At 32.4% G+C, this 19,515-nt stretch carries 20 protein-coding genes and 1 pseudogene; 5 read left to right on the forward strand and 16 right to left on the reverse strand.

Annotation, left to right across the window (positions count from 1 at the left end; genetic code table 11):
* Window positions 1-24: 24 nt before the first annotated feature.
* From BN3326_RS04340 to BN3326_RS22750, 15 genes and pseudogenes are all read right to left on the reverse strand, one after another.
* Window positions 25-1,017, reverse strand: coding sequence for a radical SAM/SPASM domain-containing protein (locus BN3326_RS04340; protein ID WP_069997870.1), 993 nt, complete (start codon window positions 1,015-1,017; stop codon window positions 25-27).
* 380 nt (window positions 1,018-1,397) lie between these two features.
* The gene (locus tag BN3326_RS04345; protein WP_069997871.1) at window positions 1,398-3,419 is read right to left on the reverse strand and encodes a RiPP maturation radical SAM C-methyltransferase; all 2,022 of its coding nucleotides are present in this window, start codon (window positions 3,417-3,419) and stop codon (window positions 1,398-1,400) included.
* Window positions 3,420-3,735: 316 nt separating this feature from the next.
* Window positions 3,736-4,111: pseudogene (gene nifU, locus BN3326_RS04350) on the reverse strand (Fe-S cluster assembly scaffold protein NifU).
* A 111-nt stretch (window positions 4,112-4,222) separates the two neighbouring features.
* Window positions 4,223-4,618 carry an aminotransferase class V-fold PLP-dependent enzyme gene (locus BN3326_RS22570; protein ID WP_304441246.1) on the reverse strand — a complete coding sequence of 132 codons (396 nt, stop codon included), beginning with the start codon at window positions 4,616-4,618 and terminating at the stop codon, window positions 4,223-4,225.
* 57 nt (window positions 4,619-4,675) lie between these two features.
* Entirely contained in the window at window positions 4,676-4,984 is a 309-nt protein-coding gene (locus BN3326_RS22850) for an aminotransferase class V-fold PLP-dependent enzyme (protein ID WP_442857199.1), read from the reverse strand.
* Between the two features lie 102 nt (window positions 4,985-5,086).
* Complete coding sequence (locus tag BN3326_RS22855) at window positions 5,087-5,308, reverse strand: aminotransferase class V-fold PLP-dependent enzyme (RefSeq protein ID WP_442857195.1); 222 nt, start codon at window positions 5,306-5,308, stop codon at window positions 5,087-5,089.
* A gap of 23 nt (window positions 5,309-5,331) precedes the next feature.
* A complete protein-coding gene (locus BN3326_RS04360; protein WP_069997872.1) occupies window positions 5,332-6,159 on the reverse strand; it encodes a methyltransferase domain-containing protein in 828 nt (275 codons plus the stop codon).
* Window positions 6,160-6,218: 59 nt separating this feature from the next.
* Window positions 6,219-6,875, reverse strand: coding sequence for an HAD hydrolase-like protein (locus BN3326_RS04365; RefSeq protein ID WP_207646306.1), 657 nt, complete (start codon window positions 6,873-6,875; stop codon window positions 6,219-6,221).
* The gene (locus tag BN3326_RS04370; RefSeq protein WP_069997874.1) at window positions 6,868-8,181 is read right to left on the reverse strand and encodes a B12-binding domain-containing radical SAM protein; all 1,314 of its coding nucleotides are present in this window, start codon (window positions 8,179-8,181) and stop codon (window positions 6,868-6,870) included. Before BN3326_RS04370 ends, BN3326_RS04365 begins: the two co-directional genes overlap by 8 nt.
* Window positions 8,182-8,231: 50 nt before the next feature.
* Window positions 8,232-10,046, reverse strand: coding sequence for an aminotransferase class I/II-fold pyridoxal phosphate-dependent enzyme (locus tag BN3326_RS04375; RefSeq protein ID WP_069997876.1), 1,815 nt, complete (start codon window positions 10,044-10,046; stop codon window positions 8,232-8,234).
* Window positions 10,030-11,514, reverse strand: a complete 1,485-nt coding sequence (locus BN3326_RS04380) for a pyridoxal phosphate-dependent decarboxylase family protein (protein WP_242875958.1) — start codon at window positions 11,512-11,514, stop codon at window positions 10,030-10,032. The genes BN3326_RS04375 and BN3326_RS04380 overlap by 17 nt, the downstream gene beginning before the upstream one ends.
* 27 nt (window positions 11,515-11,541) lie before the next feature.
* Complete coding sequence (locus tag BN3326_RS04385; protein ID WP_069997877.1) at window positions 11,542-12,276, reverse strand: NUDIX domain-containing protein; 735 nt, start codon at window positions 12,274-12,276, stop codon at window positions 11,542-11,544.
* A 19-nt stretch (window positions 12,277-12,295) separates the two neighbouring features.
* Window positions 12,296-13,024 (reverse strand): NUDIX hydrolase, encoded by a 729-nt coding sequence (locus BN3326_RS04390; protein WP_069997878.1) that lies wholly within the window; start codon window positions 13,022-13,024, stop codon window positions 12,296-12,298.
* 1,317 nt (window positions 13,025-14,341) lie between these two features.
* Window positions 14,342-14,530 (reverse strand): hypothetical protein, encoded by a 189-nt coding sequence (locus BN3326_RS04395; protein ID WP_069997880.1) that lies wholly within the window; start codon window positions 14,528-14,530, stop codon window positions 14,342-14,344.
* 213 nt (window positions 14,531-14,743) lie between these two features.
* Window positions 14,744-15,037, reverse strand: coding sequence for a group II intron maturase-specific domain-containing protein (locus tag BN3326_RS22750; RefSeq protein ID WP_304441251.1), 294 nt, complete (start codon window positions 15,035-15,037; stop codon window positions 14,744-14,746).
* Between the two features lie 558 nt (window positions 15,038-15,595).
* Here BN3326_RS22750 and BN3326_RS22305 point away from each other — a divergent pair.
* The 5 genes from BN3326_RS22305 (at window position 15,596) to BN3326_RS22320 (ending at window position 17,573) form a co-directional block, all read left to right on the forward strand.
* Window positions 15,596-15,808 carry a hypothetical protein gene (locus BN3326_RS22305; protein ID WP_069997881.1) on the forward strand — a complete coding sequence of 71 codons (213 nt, stop codon included), beginning with the start codon at window positions 15,596-15,598 and terminating at the stop codon, window positions 15,806-15,808.
* 413 nt (window positions 15,809-16,221) lie between these two features.
* Window positions 16,222-16,401: a tyrosine-type recombinase/integrase gene (locus tag BN3326_RS22310; RefSeq protein WP_242875934.1), complete on the forward strand. Its 180-nt coding sequence runs from the start codon at window positions 16,222-16,224 to the stop codon at window positions 16,399-16,401.
* Window positions 16,394-16,558 carry a hypothetical protein gene (locus BN3326_RS22315; RefSeq protein ID WP_242875935.1) on the forward strand — a complete coding sequence of 55 codons (165 nt, stop codon included), beginning with the start codon at window positions 16,394-16,396 and terminating at the stop codon, window positions 16,556-16,558. Before BN3326_RS22310 ends, BN3326_RS22315 begins: the two co-directional genes overlap by 8 nt.
* Before the next feature lie 90 nt (window positions 16,559-16,648).
* Window positions 16,649-17,380: a tyrosine-type recombinase/integrase gene (locus BN3326_RS04410; RefSeq protein WP_242875936.1), complete on the forward strand. Its 732-nt coding sequence runs from the start codon at window positions 16,649-16,651 to the stop codon at window positions 17,378-17,380.
* The gene (locus tag BN3326_RS22320; RefSeq protein ID WP_069997883.1) at window positions 17,367-17,573 is read left to right on the forward strand and encodes a site-specific integrase; all 207 of its coding nucleotides are present in this window, start codon (window positions 17,367-17,369) and stop codon (window positions 17,571-17,573) included. Before BN3326_RS04410 ends, BN3326_RS22320 begins: the two co-directional genes overlap by 14 nt.
* 583 nt (window positions 17,574-18,156) lie before the next feature.
* Here the strand turns inward: BN3326_RS22320 and BN3326_RS04420 are convergent.
* Window positions 18,157-19,515, reverse strand: a complete 1,359-nt coding sequence (locus tag BN3326_RS04420; protein WP_069997884.1) for a sensor histidine kinase — start codon at window positions 19,513-19,515, stop codon at window positions 18,157-18,159.

Raw genomic sequence — 19,515 nt, forward strand, 5'->3', positions numbered from 1 at the left:
TTAAACACTATTAAAACATTGCAATTAGTCTTGTTTATAATGACTGTTTTTAATCCCACAACCAAAATTGCAATGTTGTGCACTTAAACGTATAGGGAAACTTTCCTTCCAAATATCCCGCAATTTCTGCTTTTTAACATTTCCTAAAGACTTATACCCCAATCTTTCCATTCCAAAGCAAAAACTTACTTCACCAAAATCATCAATAATTATCGTTGTATTCATTGCTTGACACTTTTTATCAGCTATGAAATTCGGATTTTTAAAATAGTGTATTATGTCATTAAGTTGCTCTTCTGTTTGTAAAATTTTTTTGCCTAAATGTTTGAGTTCAACTAGTTTATTTATTCCATTAATATACTGATGCTCCTTTGGATATAATTCATTCCCTTCTGACCAATCTATCTTATATTCAGTGGTATTTATTGAATAATTGGGCTGTATCGCCTCAAAAACAATTCCATCAAACCCTAGCTCTTCAAAAAATTCTATTGTCTCCTGTATATTCTCTAAATTGTGATTACCCAATATTGTACTAACATATACTAATAAATTACTAGTTACAGTCTTTTTCCTACTTATCAATTTTTTTGCAAAATCAACAGTTTTATTAAAAGCCTCCTCAGTTCCCCTTATTTTATTATGTATCTCTGGGTCATGGCTATCTAAAGATATGACCATAGAATTTAATCCAGTTTTTAGAATCTTTTCAATATCATCATCTGTTACTAAAGTACCATTTGTAGTTAACGTACTTTGAATCCCATTTTGACTACACTCATAAAGCAACGCATATACAGTTTCCTTTCTTACAAAAGGCTCTCCCCCCGTAAAACTAAATCTAATACTAGTGTCCCATTCCTTAACTTGATTAATAATATCTATTTTTTGCTTAGGAGTAAGCCTTTTTTTATTAGTTAGACTTGGTTTATGATAGTCACATTGAATACATTTCAAATTACATTCTGTTGTAACAAACATAAATATAACTTTAGGTGAATTATTTATATCTTGCATTCTAACCGCCCCTATTCATTTAATATTCAAGATACCAAACACAATGATAATAGATCGTAGACTGGTTATACTGTTTTCACACAATCGATTTTACTTGTTACCTTTTTAATGTGAATTTTAGCAATTATTATTTTCACACAAATATCACATCCTTTCGACATGTTTGTTCAATGTATAAAATCAAATAAAATAATTATCTTAATTAACCATATGTTGTAGAATTTAATATAAGTTAGTATAAAGATATACGATATACTAACTCAACTTTTTAATTTCAGTACCAAAAGAGATTAAACCTGCATCTTAATAATACCTTCCTCAGCTCTTAAGAAACTGTTATTCTTTTATGTCTTATAGCCACCTCTTGAGTCTTAAGGAATTTAGACATGTGAAATCTCTTTTATTATTCCAAAAGGTGTCTGTTCCCACGTTGGAAAATCTAAAGGTTCACCTTTAATAGCAAGAGACACTATACGCCCATCAATTTCAATAGCAAGCCTTTTTTTCTTTAGGTGATTAATGCATTCAGCAATCTCTTCGTTTCCAAGATTGTCACTAAAACTCTCCTTAACTTGTAAATATATACTTTCTATTTTGGGAGCTTTCTCACATAACAAATAAATATAACGTGACAATCCCTTTAAAACGATATGTCTCTCAATAGCGCATCTTCTAGTGTCAACAATATCTATTAAATCACCGTTATCATTCATGCTTAAGATAGGTTTTGTATCCTCCCAAAATACTTCAATCCATTCTTTAATAACTCTTCTTAATTCTAATATTCCAATTCTTCCTGTCTCTATATCAATGTTCTTTTCATAAAGATTACACCCTTCAACAAAGAATGAATATGTAAGATTTTTTAAATGTCCCTGCGATAAAGGATATATATAAGCTAACGCAGGATGTGGAATCAGTTTGATTCCGTATTTTTCAGGCTCTTTATAATAAATACTATATCTATGATATAACAATTCAATAAGCCTTGCAGGAGGATGAAAATGTTCAAGTAAACAAACATATCTAGACATTTCCAAATACCATTGATCGTCTTCACCTGGGAATCCCCAAATCAAATTCCAATATGTACGTACACCATATTGCCTAGCCCATTTCAACAATTGTATATTTTGCCAAGCTTTAACACCTTTATTCATCAGTTTAAGTGGTTTAGAATGGAGACTTTCAATACCTGGTTCTATCCATTCAACTCCAGACTTTTTTAACATTTGTACTTGTGAACAATTCAAGTTTGCTTTAGTTTCATAAAATATCCATCTTTCCTTGCTATCTTCGGCCAACCTTGGTAATACATCATTAAAATATTTCATATCAAGAATATTATCTGCTACAACAATTCTATTTGTTTTGTAAATTGATTCAAGAGTTCTAAGCTCTCTTAACACCCTTTCAGGCGATTTAACTCTATAGCATATATTTACGCCATTTAATCCACAAAAGGTACATTGATGAAGTTGACCCCACCAACATCCTCTTGATGTTTGAAGGACTATTCCCGGGATAACACATTCTCTAATTGAAGATTGGTTTAGTGTTTCGAAATAATCATAAAAATCTGGAATGGGAAGTTTATCAAGATCATAAAATACTGCATAATTCTTTTGGATAGAAGTATTACCTGTTTTATTGTAGTTATTTCCTTCTCTATGCTTTGGCCCCCAAACCCCAGGAGGAAGTAGTTCTACATCTATATCTTTGCCATTTCTCAGCACATTTTTGCACAACGTGGCAATAATTCCTTCTCCTTCACCAGACATTACAAAATCTATCCACTCAAAACTTCTATGAGTTTCTTGCCCCATATCTGTAGCACAATTTGCCCCACCTATCATTGTTATCTTACTTGGATCTAACTCTTTAATCTTTCTCAGCAATGCAATCGATGAGACATGTTGCCTCAGTGTGGATGTGCAACCTATTATCGGGGCCCCAGTTGAAATAATATATTTTGCAGTTTTTTCAACAAAACTTTCGGTAGCTCTTTTTACCTTTAAACAACTTTTGATAAATTTTTTTATTTCTCCTGGATACTGTTCGTAAACTTTCAGCGAGTTAAAAATTTTTTTTAGATATTCTAACTCATTTCTTTTCATCTCAGGAAAGGCAACGGTTGAAAATGTCCAATCCCATATCAACATATCATCGCCTTTACCTACATATGAAAAAAGCTGATAATCCTCCAATCCAATTTCTTCAGCAAACCATATATTTGGATATAATACTTTTGTTGATATACCTTCGTTAATTAGTGCAACCTTTAGTGAACTAAGTGCTAAAGATGGCGCAATAATCTCTGCATAAGGCATATTAACTAAGCAAACTTCAAATTTATTATCTGAAATGTTATTTTTAATAAATGAATTTCTATCATTTTTCATAGTTTAAACCTCTTCCCCACTTTGAAAAATACTTAATATTATGTTCTAATAATTAATTGCAGCACCTTAAGCAATTAATACTCAATATTTTTTAATTTTATCATAATGGTAAATCGCTCTCAGAAATTTGCTATTTTCTTTGCATTTCAACATTCTTGCCATATAAATGACAATACGCTATTCTCAGGTTGCCTATTAGTTAAATTAGTTAATATCCTAATCTTTCCATATTAAAGCAATATGTCATATCTCCCAACTTATTAACAATCTCACTCTCCTGATATATTCAAACTACCGTTTTGTTTGATTCTTTATTTTAAAGAATACTTCTCTTGTTTTCATAATCTACTAATGCTGATTTTATACACTCTTCAGCTAATACAGAGCAGTGGATTTTTTTCCGAAGGAAGCCCATCTAATGCTTCTATCACTAATTTGTTTGTTACAGCAAGAGCTTCATCAATCGTTTTACCTTTTATAAGCTCAGTCGCTATGCTACTAGTAGCTACAGCAGCACCACAGCCAAATATTTTAAATTTAATATCTACTATAATATCACCTTAAATCCTCAGATACATTTTCATAATATCTCCACACTTTATATTTCCTACTTGACCTATAGCATCTGAATTGTCTATCTCGCCAACATTTCTAGGATTTGTGAAATGATCCATTACCTTCTCACTATACATTTTTTCATCCTCTTTTCACGTTCTTATATAGTGGTGGCATCTCTCTAGCTAAATAAGAATATTAGGTAGTATATCTAGCAAGTATTTAAACCACTTTGCGTATTATATTCACTAAACACCAATCTTAACGATCCATGTGCTAACCCATGTTCTAAACCCTATTGAGAACAATACATGTGAAGGATTAAGTGAACCTGATGTACATGCGGAACCACTTGAAGCTACACCACCATTCATATCAAGTATTAATAACAGGGACTCTCCTTCTACAAACACAAAAGAGAAATTTGCATTACCAGGGAGTCTTTTATGTCTATTTCCGTTTAATTTTACATATGGTATTCTATTTAGTATCTGATTAATTGTTGTATCTCTTAAAAGTATTATTCTTTTATTTCGTTCTTCCATACCGCCAATAGCTAGTTCTATTTCCTTTCCCAGTCCTACAATTGCTGACACATTTTCTGTACCTGCTCTTTTTCCTCTTTCCTGTACGCCTCCATCCATAAATGAATTGATTTTCGCCCCTTGTTTTATATATAAGGCCCCAATTCCTTTGGGGCCTTATAACTTATGAGCAGACAACGATAATAAATCAATATTCATTTCTTCAACGTTTATCTTAACACTCCCTTCAGCTCGTACAGCATCCGTATGAAAAGATACACCTTTTTCTTTGGCTATCTTCCCAATCTTAGCTATAGGTTGTATAGTTCCAATTTCATTATTTGCGAACATAACAGAAATTAAAACTGTATTTGGCTTAATAGCCTCTTTTATATTTTCTGGATTTATTAACCCGCTACTATCAACAGGAAGGTAGCAAACATCAAACCCTTCCTGTTCTAAATTTAAGACTGTATGATGCTCAATCGATGTTTATACTAACTTAAATTAAATTCTACAATGTTATTATATGGTTTCCTTTTTTTCTGTTTGCGTAAGCTATACCTTTAATAGCCCAGTTATCAGACTCTATTCCCGAGCCAGTAAAATAAATCTTCTTTGGTTGAGCCCCAATTGCATTAGAGCCTTTTCTCTTGACTCGCAAATTGCATCCTTACTATTCCTTCCCAAGCTATATATTGATGATGCGTTACCATATTTCACATTAAAATACGGTAACATGGCTTTAAATACTTCTGGTTTTACAGGTGTAGTAGCAGCATAATCAATATATACATTCTTTCCTTTCACACGAAGCCACCTCAAAACACAATTTATTTATCGACTTTACCAACAATAATTAATTTTTGATAGGATATGTATGAATCATCTGATCTTACTATTTCTTCCAGATCACTATAGTACGTGTCAAGTTCACCTTGACTCATTAAACCCATTTGAACGAAGGGATGTACTCTAGTACCAAACCATTTATGATTAGATATAAAAAACTCCCGATTATGATCAGCCACTCTTTCATTAACAGGCTGGACAGTAATATCTTTTATACCGCAACTTCTAAGAGCAGTGTATGCTTTTCTCCCAAAACAAATGTCCCCACCCGTAGATCTCTTAATTTCCATTTCTGAATCGAAATATTTTCTTAAAAACCTAGGTTCAGGGTAATAGACATTTAAGCCAGCATCCCACTCAAAAATACCTATTTTGCCTTCAGGTTTAGTAACCCTTTTCATTTCATTGATAACAGCAATAGGTTCACTAACATGTTCCAGTACATATCTTGAAAACGAACATTCAAATGTATCATCATCAAATGGTAGTTTATAGCAATCACTAACTTTAAACTCTAAATTACTTATTTCTTGATTCTTAGCTAATTCATTTGCAATTTTAATAAACCTTTCCTCTCTATCAATACCAATTACTAATCCATTAGGGTTAAGCTTAGAAAACATAGCTGCAACAAACCCAGGTCCACACCCAATATCAAGTAAACTTTTTATACCCTCAAAATTGAATTCCTTGCAAAACTTTTTTATATCTTCCTTATCATATTCAGACATTTGTTCTAATCGCTTAACTTCGGCAGTTATTGTATTATCATCAAACATCTTCGTATTATATGACCCTATTTTTGCCATAAATCCTCCTCAATTTGTACTTAAGGTCCATAGATCAACTGCTATGAGTTCTTAACAAATTAACCTATGTCATAAAGTTTCAGTTGCTTAAATAGGTCTTTATTTGATGAAGACCAATCATCTGTGAATTTGTCTTTTGAATAATGTATTGCATTAATACCAAGCTCTTTAGCAACCTCAATGATTTTTTTATCATCGTCTATAAATAGAATTTTATCTGAATCTACTTTTAGTTTTTCAGTTACTTCTTTAAACCATTGAGGCCCTTCTTTAACTTTTGTCAAATTATAATGTATTGAAAGAAATATCATATCTTGCTTACATAAATCTAAAAAATCTCTGTAATAATTATTTACAGTATTAAAACCAATTTGGCTCAAATCTGAAACTATACCTATTTTATATCCTTTTTCCGCTAAACTTTTTATAAACGTAAGTAATTCCTCATTCCTATTCACAGCAATAGAATTTTTAATTTCTTTTATTTCATCATCATTTTTTATTTGAACTACATCCAATAACTTAGTCCACGTTTCATCCAACAAAATTCTTCCATAGAAAGACTCGTTAAGTATGCTGGAAATAGCATTATTATAATTTTCCCTCAGTATCTCTATCTTTCTCTTTTCAAAAATTAATTCAAGTAGGTTTTCATGTATTGTTTTTAATAAGACATTTCCAATATCCCATAAAACAACTTCAATTTTTTTATCCATAGCATACATAATTATCTCCTTCCCTTTGTAATATATTTCTATAGTTTTCTGTATTATAAATAAGTTCTAAAAATTGTTTTCTAGATACTCCTGGTATCTCTATATGCTGATAAGTCATCTTATCCATTGTCTCAATATCATCAGTTATTAATACTCCTGCGTTATCTTTATCCTTTAATATTCCTCTGGGTGAATAAGACGCTACTCTAATATCCGCCCCCCAACTTTTTAATAATTCAAAAGTTTGGTATATATTATCAGAAGTCTGCCCTTCAATTCCTAACATCATTAATGTTTTTGCTTCAATATTGTGTTTTTTCAATAGCGTAATAGCGTTCTTTGTTTCTGTAAAAATATCGGTATCAGAAAACTTCCCTAGTTTTTTTGTAGATTCATCATCTAAAGTCTCAACTCCAAGAGCAAGCTTATGACAACCGCTTTCACTCATAAGCCTAACCATTTCTTCATCTTTTAAGCAATTGGGTCTTGTTGTCGCCGACCATCTAATATTACATTTAGAATCAATCAATAATCTGCATAATTTTTTAACCCATTCGACATCAAGGGTAAGTGTCGGCGAAAACAATTTAAAATCATTAACTAAATGCTTATGCTCTTTAATATATGAAACAACATCTTCAGGCTTTTTTCTTCTGTCATGCTCTTTAAATGTTATTACAGCAGGACAAAAATGGCAGTTGAAAGGACAACCTCTTGAAACACTTATTGTTAATTCCCCTCCTGTTATTGATAAATACAACTCATTATCAGCAATCCCTGATTTAAACTCTGGAAAGCTCCAGGAATTGTTTGGGGCTTCTTTGCCCTTATTTGCCGGGTGCCATGTCCCATTTAACCGGAAGGAAACTCCACCTACTTCTTTTTCCGAAATTACTCCTTCAACAAACTTTAAGTAATCTATTATTGCACACTCCCAGTCGCCATTTTCTACAACTGCATCAACACCTTCATATTTGAAAAAGTTTGGTGCATAATTTGAAATATCCCCGTAAACAATAACTTTGGACTTAGGTGAGATCTGTTTAATAATCGGACTAATTTTTAAAATTGATCTAGCACTTTCAATTCTTGCTGTTAGTATAACAGCATCATATTCATTAGAAGCCAATTCATTAAAAACTTCTCCGTGAGATATCTTTGGATTCAAACAATCCATTACTTTGACATCATACCCTTGAGATTTTATATATGAAGCTATTTCAATCACATATGCCCATCTTTTTGGTATCTTTGTATGCATTAACATAGTATAGGTTTCTTCCGGACAAACCATTAATACTCTCATGAATTCATTCTCCTCTCAAAATACGTTTATACAATAGTACCAAACTTTTCTTATTTAGTAATATTATAATTTTTAATCACACTAATTAATTGCTTATTTAATTCTCTAGTATTCACTGATATTCTAATCCATTCGCCTTTTAGGTCAGGATAACATGTTGTTAGCTCTCTAATATAAAACCCATCATTCTTAAGTTTATTAGCTAACTCTATTGCTGTTATGCCCCCTGTAATCTCACACAAAATAAAGTTTGTTACACTAGGCTTCACATTTAGCCAGTCAAATCCACATAATTCTTTATATAGTTCCTCAACTAAAACATGAATCTCTTTTCTTGTTCTATCAACAAATTTTTCATCATTAATACATATTGGAAACAATACTTGAGATATTGTGCTTAAAGAGTAAGGTACTTGCCATTTTTTGTATTTATCAACTACTTCTTTATTTGAAATCAATGCCCCAACCCTTAACCCTGCAACGCTAAAAAGTTTAGAAAGTGAATAGACAATTGATACATTGCCTAACTTCTCTACATCTCCACAAAGTGTTTCATTAAAAAAGTTGTTATGAAGCATTAAATGGGACTCATCAATTATAAAGTGACAATTTTTGTTTTTCTCAATAATTTTACAAATACGGTCTTTTTCAATATAAGAAGATGTTGGATTATTCGGATTACATATAAATAAAATAGTTGATTCTGAAGCAACTTCATTAATTTTATCATCATCAAATTCTAAATCTCCCTCTAAATATAGCTTTCTATATTTAGCATTAATTGATTGTAACGCTGCCTCATATCCCCAGTATGTAGGAACTACCACTGTTGCTGCAGATGAGTCTAAAAGTTTTGGCAGTGCAAATATAGCCTCTAATGAGCCATTTGCAATAGCGACATTTTCAATGGGTACAGAAAAAAATTTAGACAAGTCATTATTTGCTTCAATATTTTTATAGTCAGGATAAATGTTTATATATACCGAACACTGTTTTAATGCATTTTGCACATATTCTGTTGGCCCAAGAGGGTTAGCATTTTCAGAAAAATCATGTCCGTTCATCTTTTCATACTCCATTAGTTTATAACAAGTATCATCAGGCAAAAACGAGGAAGCTGTACTTATCTCAAATTGCCTTAGCCAATTCTTATCACAAGCAAACATACTAGGCTGGCTTGCCAACATTTTTTCTTCTCTAACTAACCTGTCGAAAATTCTTTCACAAGTGTTTATTAAATGTATATAAAGCTTTTCGTTTTTTCTACTATATCCTAGGAAATGTTCTCCTTCCTCATCTCCATATGGATTTTTACATAAATATTCAACAAATTGATCAACTTTAATCGGAGAATTACCTGTATAAGAAAATATAACTCTAATTAAAGTCTCCCAAGCCATATTCTTATATATATTAATTGCTTTCTCATTTCCTCGTAGTATCACAGAATTTGTTGTAAGTATATTAAGAAGTAGTCTATATTTTAATTCATTTGAAGATAAATAAACCTCAGATTTATCTATTCTAGGTATTCTGAATTTGCTTCTAAAAATAGGAAACGGAGGGATCCTTACCACTTTTTCAATATCATAATAAGAAAAAATGCACTTCTGCTCAAAAGGTACTTCGTCATCAAGTTTTAAATTATTGTCCTTATGAAATTTTATAGTTAGTTTCTTTATTGTGTTCTGTTCTTCTTCTCCATACTGATGTAGAATAATACATATATCAATATCACTGTTATCATTTCCGTTTACAGAAGACCCATAAATTAAAACAGCGGGATCGGCTTCATTAAAGCTTTTTTCTATTTCCTGCAAATATCTTTTAGCCAAAGTCTCAATATTGCTACATAGCACACTCATAAAATTCTCCACCTCTTGTTTTTATACTTAACGCGACTGATTTTACATATTTAACAAGATTATCAATGTCTTTTTCAGTAGTATTAAAATTTCCACACATATATCGTAATGGATATACAATTTTATTTTTATTAATGATCCCATTACTGTCAGCTATCGAAAATTGGTGTAGATGATACTTTCCTTCACTCAATATACGTTTGTAAATTTTCCTATTGAAACTATTTAAATAATCTATATCATCATTTTTATTGCCATACATAAACATAACTGAATTTATTCCAACATCGTTAAGAACGATAAATTCTTCCATTTCAGAGAGTTTACTATATAGATACAGTGCAAGGTGATGTCTTTTTTCTATAATTTCACCTAACCCCTTTTTACCAAGATTATTAATTAAAAACCACAACTTGAGGGATGACCAATTTCTTGACCCAAGGAAAGGCGTAATTTGCCCAAAAGCAAATTCTTCTTGCATTATCAAATCTGATAAACTAGCAATTGTTTTTACCTTTTGTGGTTCCTTAACTAATAACGTACTTATAACATAAGGACAACATAATACCTTATGCGGATCAGTACTAATGCTGTCATAATTTTCTATGCCTTTTATTTTGTGCTTTAATTTATCACTTAATCCTAGGCTAAAGCCATGACATGCATCAGCATGTAACCATATATCTTCTTTAACTTCCTTGGTAATATAATAAACCTCTTCCAAGTTATCTATAGTCATTGTACGGCTATCACCTACATAGACAATGACAGACATAATATCATCTTTATTTTCTTTTAAAATCTCTTTTAATGCACTCAAATCCATTTTAAAGTTATTGATAGGCACTTCAATTATATTGTTTCCACACCCAAGCCACATTTGACTACTCTTAATACTATAATGACCAATACCTTTTGGAACAACTATCTTAAACTTTTCAGGGCTTGTTATACCTCTCTCCATAGTACCTTTTACATGATTTTCCCTTGCTAACATCATAGCTATTGAGTTGCTAGCAGTTCCCCCAGGTGTAATGATTCCTCCTACATCCCAAATACTATTAATTTTAGAAGTCTTATATCCTACTATTTCCCTCAGCCATTTAATAACGGCAATTTCTGTAAATGTAGCTGTCGGTCCACAAAATGATTGATTGATCAGATTCTGCTGCAGTAGTTCAGCAAATATTGCTCCTCCCATTGCTGCAATTGAATTACCACTGTCAGGAAAACCCATAAAATTTTTACTTGCAAAATTTGTACAATATGTAAGTACATTTTTTTTAAAATCCTCTAATACACTCTCAATATCTGAGCCTTCTATAGGTATGTCATGGATAATTTTATAACGTTCATTTACATCAAAACACTTTGTGTTTACTTCCTCCTGTAATTTAAAATCAATACATATATCTACTACTTTTTTCAGGAATTCCCTTGTGAATTCTTTATTCTCATTACAAAGCACAGTATTCAATTTGCAACCCCCCTCTTTCTAATCCCCAATTAATTTTTGTAAAGAAGCATAATCTAATTGACCTTTTATCAATCCCGTAGGAGTGAATTTAGGAGTTAATACTATATGTTCAGGAATATTAATATTGAAATTTTTGTTCCATGTAATTTCTAATCCACTAGGTGCAGCCATATTGACTATTTCAATATTTCCAGTTAGAAGCTCGGCGAGTTGATCTTTTTTCACATATATCAGCGCTGGAATTTCCTCATCTTCAGATACTTCCAATAAACGATTTTCTTTTAACTTTGCTAGATACACAAAAAGCTGTAAGCATGAATAGCTTTTGCCTTTAATTGCTCTATCGCTCCTTAAAGGAAGTTTAAACTCTAATATATAAATTGGATTAGGATTATTTTCTTGATCTTGTATTTCAACTTTAGCTATATTACTGTCATTTGATATAATCATTGTTTTTTTTGGGAAAGCAAATGTTAATTCGCTATATCGTAGTTTAATCTCCTCCATTATTTCTCTTTTTAAGCAATCAATCGGTGTTTCCCCTTTTTCAATAGCTCCACCTATTCCGCTAAAATCAATTAACACTTTATTGGCTATTTCGCTTGCCTTCCTCCAAAACTTAGGTTTTACTAGTGAAAAATAAAGCCCTTCATTATGCATAATTATTAAACTAGATCCTTGATTTACTTGACAATCATGACTATATTTTTCAATAAACTCTTGCATTATTTCATTTGTTTGTAAAACACTCATACAATTTCACCCCCTTTTGCTATTTAAAGTATTTTTCCAAATCTTTAAAATGCAAGTTCGCTTTTAGTAAGCCTATTGGACTAAATCTTGGATACAACTTAAAATTTAAAGGGATATCTTTGCTCAAATTTTCGTTCCAGAAAATTTTAATTCCCTGTAAAGTCTCTTTTTTATTAACTTCTATTTCCCCCTTTAATAATCTATCAAGTATATTTTGGTTAACATGCATTATAGCAGTTATATCTTCATTCTCTGATATCTTAGGGGTAAAACTATTTTTCACCTTAGCCAAATATACAAACAATTGTAGGCTAGAATAAGTTTTACCAGTTTGCGCTCTATCCTTCCTTAAAGGAAGGATAAGCTCTAATACGTATATAGGAGACGGAATGTCAGATTCCGTCATATTTATTCTTTGAATTGGCATATCATCTTTTATTAGGAGTGTTGTGCTTGGATATGCAAACTTAATCTGCTCAAAGCTGATTTTAACTTCTTCATCTAATTCCCTTTTCAAGCATTCAATAGGTTTTTCATTTTTTTCAATCGAACCACCAATTCCACCAAATTTTATTATAGTGCTGTTTCTGTCTGTTTCCCAATACTTAGGCTTTGAAAGTAAAAAATATATTCCATTTTTAAATATAAGAAGAACCCCAGCCCCACGATTTATCTGTGACCAGCAAGCATGTTTCTTTAAGAAATCCTCAGTTAACTGTTCGCTTGTACTCATTGTTAAATTTGACATCGATACTTCCACCCCTATAGTTAGCATCAGTTAAATAAAATTTGTTAGTTACTTACATAATGCAGATTTTCAGTACATACTAGTGAAAAACTTATTATTCCCGCTATAACTTTCTTTTCCCTTATCATGATTTTAGAAAGGTATCTGATGCACCATTCTCAACAAACTCATTATTACCATCATTTTCATTATACCTGTGCTTGTTTATGTCTTTTTTATTAATTCCTTCATTAACATCCCATCGCGTATATTTAAGTTTTGTAAAAAAATATAAATACTTACATTCAAAAGCAATAAAATAACTTATTATTGTTCCGTTCTAAAGCTAGTCTTGCAAATCTTACAAACAACACTATATTGATTAAAAGACCTAAATAGTAAAAAATTTTTATTTCATATGATCGATAACCGCTTGTCCAATTCATAAGCTAAGATTTTGTGAATCTTAGTTTGTAGTTTTATTTTAGCATCAGCACCATAGTTTTCCTACATGTTGTGTGTAACCCGTAGGGATTGTGTCCCAACTCGTAGGGATTATTGCTTAAATTTCTGTTTTTATTGCATTTAACTCGCAAACCAATTAACCCTAGGAGATTTGGATAAAAGGCGGATATGCAGATTTTCGACTCATTTTTCGTCCTGATTCCTCAAAAAACCGGCGAATACCTGGATATTTAAATCTTTTTTGAAAAATCAAGGTAGAAATAATGAAGCAAAAGATGTCATGTAGGACTTTAGTTCAAGATTTCTAGCTAGTCAATTAGATATACGCATTATTCTCATACACTCGTTGTACGTAAAAATATTAAAAGGCCGACAATCATTCTAGATTATCGACCATTCTTTTTTACTACAATTGTTACAACGAGCCTATAACTTCCGAAACACTTTATGCCTTAATACACTTTAAGGGATTAGTAAAAGAAACCACTACCACTATCAGCATGATAGTGGTAGAATCAAACCGATTTGCATAAAAAGGAACTTCCAAATTATATGATATTATTTAAATTATTAACTTACAATTCCTCGCTTTGTGACTTCCATTTATATCCTAATCTCCATACAGTCAATGCCCAGTGGTAGTAAGTTAAATTTTATGATTATCTTTCAAAGCACGGCTTTGTAGCAGTTTAACCGTTAAACCGTTTGATTGCAGTGCAATCTGTACCGTATCTAACAGTTTGACAGCAACAAAGTCTTATTTTATGCAGATTTGAGCTATATTTGTAAATTACTACGGTCACTTTCCGAGTGGGCTCCTAGCAGCGTCAACCTGAAATCTATTCTTTTGAAGTGAAAGTACAAGCCCATCAATTAAACTAAAATCATCTTCGATCTGAAAATGTTATTCATCTTTATTGCCTTCTTATGTCTGCCATCTGTAGGTTTTTGAGCATCTGTGAGAAGAATCCATAGATTCTCCTTCTTAATTGTCCCTATTAATACGTCCGGCAGAACAGTAATAGTTAACCATTCTGCCTGCAACTTACTGTTTTTATCCACTTTCCTTACCTGTATAATAGTCCATTTAACACCTCTCAAATTTATGAATTTATTACAGTAGATTTCAAAACAAAAAAAATGTTATAGAATATATAATATAGTAGGTCAGCCTATTTCTAGTTTGCCACCTTAGTCGAGTAAGCAAGGGGAATTCCACCCCAAGCTTCTCACAGAACTGGACTTGAAAATCTCCTTTCATCTGGCTCTTATCATTCAACTCGTTACAACATTCCTATTGCGATACTTACAATGTGCAAATAAACTAGGCTTCCTTTTTCTGACTTCTGACAACCATATTTCAGCCCTTCTCCTGTGACCGCGAAATCTTTTGAATTTGCGCATAGCCCACTTAACTATTCTTCGCTCGACACAATCCAGAGAATACTTTATTGTTACTGCATTATATTTTCCAAAGTAATTTATCCATCCTCTTATAATCGAATTTATACATTCTGCTATCATTTCAATTTTACACTCAGTCTTCTTGTTAATCTCCAATGCTTTTATCTTGTCTCAAAAGAACTTATTAGATTTCTTACTAGCAGACGCAATGAAGTTCATTCCCATTTTACCTATTCTATTCTTAATGTATATTCCTCTGAAAGTACCCTAAAAAATCAAAATCAACATTCTGGTACTCTCTTTTCCTGTCCTTGGCTTTTCAATATACAATTCTCGTCTTTTGAGGATGTATCTTAAACTTACATCCCCTCATTCTTTCCTATAAAGCCTCTAAAATTTTCTCAGCCTCTATTTCAGTTCTACAATGGATTACTGCATCAGCAGCATAACGCTCAAAAGAGGCATATGGAAAGCTTCTGTCATCCAAGTATCAAAATCATAATGCATGAATATATTTACTAGCAATGGACTGATAACCCCTTCTTATGTAAAGAAAGTCGTTATGCAAAGTAAATGTTAAATCACTTGATAAATAGTAGTTTCTTGTTTGTTTTACTTTGCATAATCCCACAATGATATTAGAGTGATTTCAAACAGGATTGCATCAAACTTGATTACTCTAAGGTAACAGTTCACCACTATGTAAAACAATCAGAACGTTTTATGGATTACTTAGTTTCTCAAGGTATTAAAGATTGCCAGGACATCAATCTTACTTTGATTAATAACTATATTAAAACACTAGCAGGTTATACCTATAAAACAGTAGAGCAAAATATTTGCTCTATCCGTGCTTTTCTACGCTATTTATTCAGCTTAAATATTATTCAAAGTGATCTTGCTTCAAAAACACCTATGATTCAAGCACGAAAATAAACACGTATACCCTCTGTTTGGGAAAAAGAAGAATTAACAGTTCTGATAGTTGCTATTGCTCTTGGTAATCCTAAAGGAAAGTGTGACTATGCTATCATTCTTTTAGCATGTATTCTAGGTTTACGCTGCAAGGATATTAAAAACTTAAAAATAGCAGATTTCCATTGGGAAGAAAAAAAATTGGTGATTATACAGTCCAAAACCAGATAACTATTAGTTCTTTCTATTACACAAGAAGTTGGATGGGCTGTTATTGAGTATCTTAAATACGGTCGCCCTAAAGTAGATTCTCCATTTCTTTTCATTAGACATCTAGCACCGTTTTTATCTTTTTCAGAAGATGATCATTTGAATCAGTTAATTAAACATATATGGTAGCGGCACATATTTCTACACTAAAAAAACATAGTGGTATGCATTCTTTAAGACATACCGCAGCTTCAAGGATGTTAGAAAATGATACGCCACTTGCAGTCATTTCAGATGTACTTGGGCATGTAGATACTGATTCTACAGCAGTTTATTTTAAGGTTAATCTTAGCAAGCTAAAAAAGCGTCCTCTTACTATAGCAGAGGTGAGGGATCATGAATAATTATCACTTTAATGGCCCTTTTGCAGAATACATTAAAAATTATGTAGAACTAAAACAGGCTATTGGTTATAAATATGACTCAGAGGCTACACATTTATTGCGTTTTTCAAACTTCATAGATACACATTATCCTAATGCAACTGAACTTAGTAAATAAATTATTCTTGCTTGGTGTAGTAAAGCAAGTTATGAATCTCAGGCTAATCAATGTACCCGAGCATCTATAATACATCAATTAGCTGTCTACATGGATTCTGTTGGAATAAATGTATTCGTTATACCGCGAGGTTACTATCCTAGTGAAGAACAGTATATTCCTTATATTTATACAGTAATAGAACTCAAAAAATTCTTTACTGAAACTGATCAATGTCATATAGTCAGTGCTTGTCCTTATCGTCACTTAATTATGCCTATCTTTTTTCGCATGCTTTATTCCTGTGATTTGCGTGTTTCAGAAGTACGGTTACTTAAAGTAACGGATGTGGATATTAGAAATGGTATTCTTACAATTAATCATTCTGAAAAAGACAACTGCCGCCTTTTACCTATGTCTGATGATTTATTAGAACGTTGCAAGGCTTACTACAATTCTATGCATACATTTATGAATGAAAATAATTACTTTTTTCTAGGAGCTACAGGCAAGCCAATGACAAATTCAAATATTTACCATAACTTTAGAAGGTTTCTATGGTACGCTGGTATCGCACATGGCGGACGTGGAAAAGGGCCAAGAATACATGACTTTCGGCATGCATTCGTCTGTCATTGCCTTAAAAAATGGTTTAAAGAAAAAAAGGATCTATCTGTATATCTGCCTATTCTAAAAACATACATGGTGCATGACTCTTTTCATGAAACAGCCTATTATTTACGAATGACGGCTGATGTTTTTCCTGACATAACTATAAAACTTGAAGGTCAATACCCTGATATTATCCCAAAGTTAGGGGGTAGATTAAATGAAACCAACTAATTTTGCAACTCATTTAACAGCTTTTCTTTCTGAATATTTGCCAATACAGAAAAATGTAAGTAAAAATACCATACACTCCTACCGTGATACATTTAAACTTCTTTTAAAATTTTGTCAGGAAGAAAAAAAGATACCTGCCCCAAAAATTACATTAGAAGTTTTATCGAATGATTTAATTATAGACTTTTTATAGTGGCTTGAAAGAGAGCGGAAATGCAGCATTTCAACAAGAAATCAAAGACTTGCAGCTATTCATTCTTTCTTTAGGTATGCACACATATATACTCCAGCCCTTTCAGTGAATGTAAGGGGCTCACAGGGTCATCGCACCTTTCTTATTAACATACCGAGACCTTCACATAACAACCTCCATTTACCCTACTGGCTCATTTGAGTAAATGATCTAGATTTCCCGACTCTTCGCATGGTCATCAACTTGCCCTGTCGCTTCTTGTGTTTCACTTTCCGTTTCGAGCTGCTAAACCGTCTATGGTTCTCTCGACTTCCACATCTCCTCCAGACACACCCTTATGATAGTGCCCTAGATTTGACTTCCCGCTTTGCGCCTGTGCTCACGGGTGGAGATTTTCACTCCTGAGAAATCTTGCTTTCAGAACTCCTAATTCGTTTTGCTTTTGCATCGTCATCGCTCTCCCTAATACGCAAAATAGTCCTAACCAAAATCAGGACTGGTGCTACTGTCTGTCACAAAAAAATCAGTCTCTTGTACAAGAGCTGATTAAAATTTTCCTGATACATTATCTTTGTCAATCCACTTAATTATTCCATGGTATACATAGCTTAAATTCAACGCCCGGATAGTTTTCGGGTTCTTTTAATTCTAAATGACCATTATGACGATCAGTGATTTGCTTAATTATATATAGCCCCAATCCACTATGCTGATTTTTATTTTTAGTTGTATAACCTGGTGTAAAGATATTATTCCTTACATCCTGAGTAATGGGTTTACCATTATTAGATACCTTCAGATCTAACCCCATCATACTGCTTACAATAGTCAATTCCACCTTTGGAAAACAGTCTGCTTTTGCTGCTTCCATGGCATTATCCAATAGGTTACAAACTAAATGAGTGAGCTCTTCTGGGGATAGTGGAAGATTACTACCTTCAATATTTACTTCCCAATGAAAATCTACCCCTCTAGCCTTAGCTTCCTCTTGTTTTACACTCAGCAGAGCGGCCAATTCTGGAGGATCAAGTTTTATAAGACTATGTATATGGCGAATAGTTGTATATAAGTTTTGGATATAGGTTTCAGCTTGCATATAGTGACCTGCCTTTAGATATCCATAGATAGACGTAAGATGATTATAAAAATCATGTCGCACAACCTGTAATCGCAAATTCAGATTATGCTTTTCCTTTATATGATGTAATTCCGTTGTTAACCTAGCTTCACGTTCTGTAACCTTTAATAAGTAACTGGTTACAAAAATACTGGCTAAGACAGCAATCATTAAAACGAGAATACTAATTGCCACTAGAGTGTCAAGGGTAAGGCTAGGATAAACACCAGAGGTATAAATGTAAAAACTGATTTTCAGTAATATCAACATTAAAATTTGTACAAGGCATAGGACAAGCAGGTATGTTTGGCTAAAAAATTGTCTTTCTGTCCCTCCAACTGCGCCGCTATTTACTTCCATCAGCCGTGAAATCAATGGTAACCTCCACTGACGTTGATTGAAAATATGGGTTAAAGCTGTCAGGAAAAGCAAATGTGGCAATGTAAACAGTATTCGAAGCCAGGAATCTGAGATAACTTGTTGTAGATCAAATGAAAAAAACCAGGCTAGAAAAGGGACGAAGATCCCTTCTGATAATCCTAATACCACACTTGTCAGTATTATGACAACCACCGCAACACGCCAAGATAACTTCAGAAAAAGATTTAGAAAAATGATCATTAGTATTATCTGTAGAATGGAATGAATACCAAAAACTATTGGTATTGAACGGATAATATATGAAAACAAGGACGTTACCAGTGAAAGAGCTATAACAAATAACCAAGATTCTTTTTTTCTTAGTATAGTCAATACCATATAGTATATAATTAAACTCTCAGGAATAGATACGCCTAAAAAAGGTATCAGTGGCATAAAATCCAT

The organism is Cellulosilyticum sp. I15G10I2 (genome assembly GCF_900095725.1).
GTDB lineage: Bacteria > Bacillota > Clostridia > Lachnospirales > Cellulosilyticaceae > FMMP01.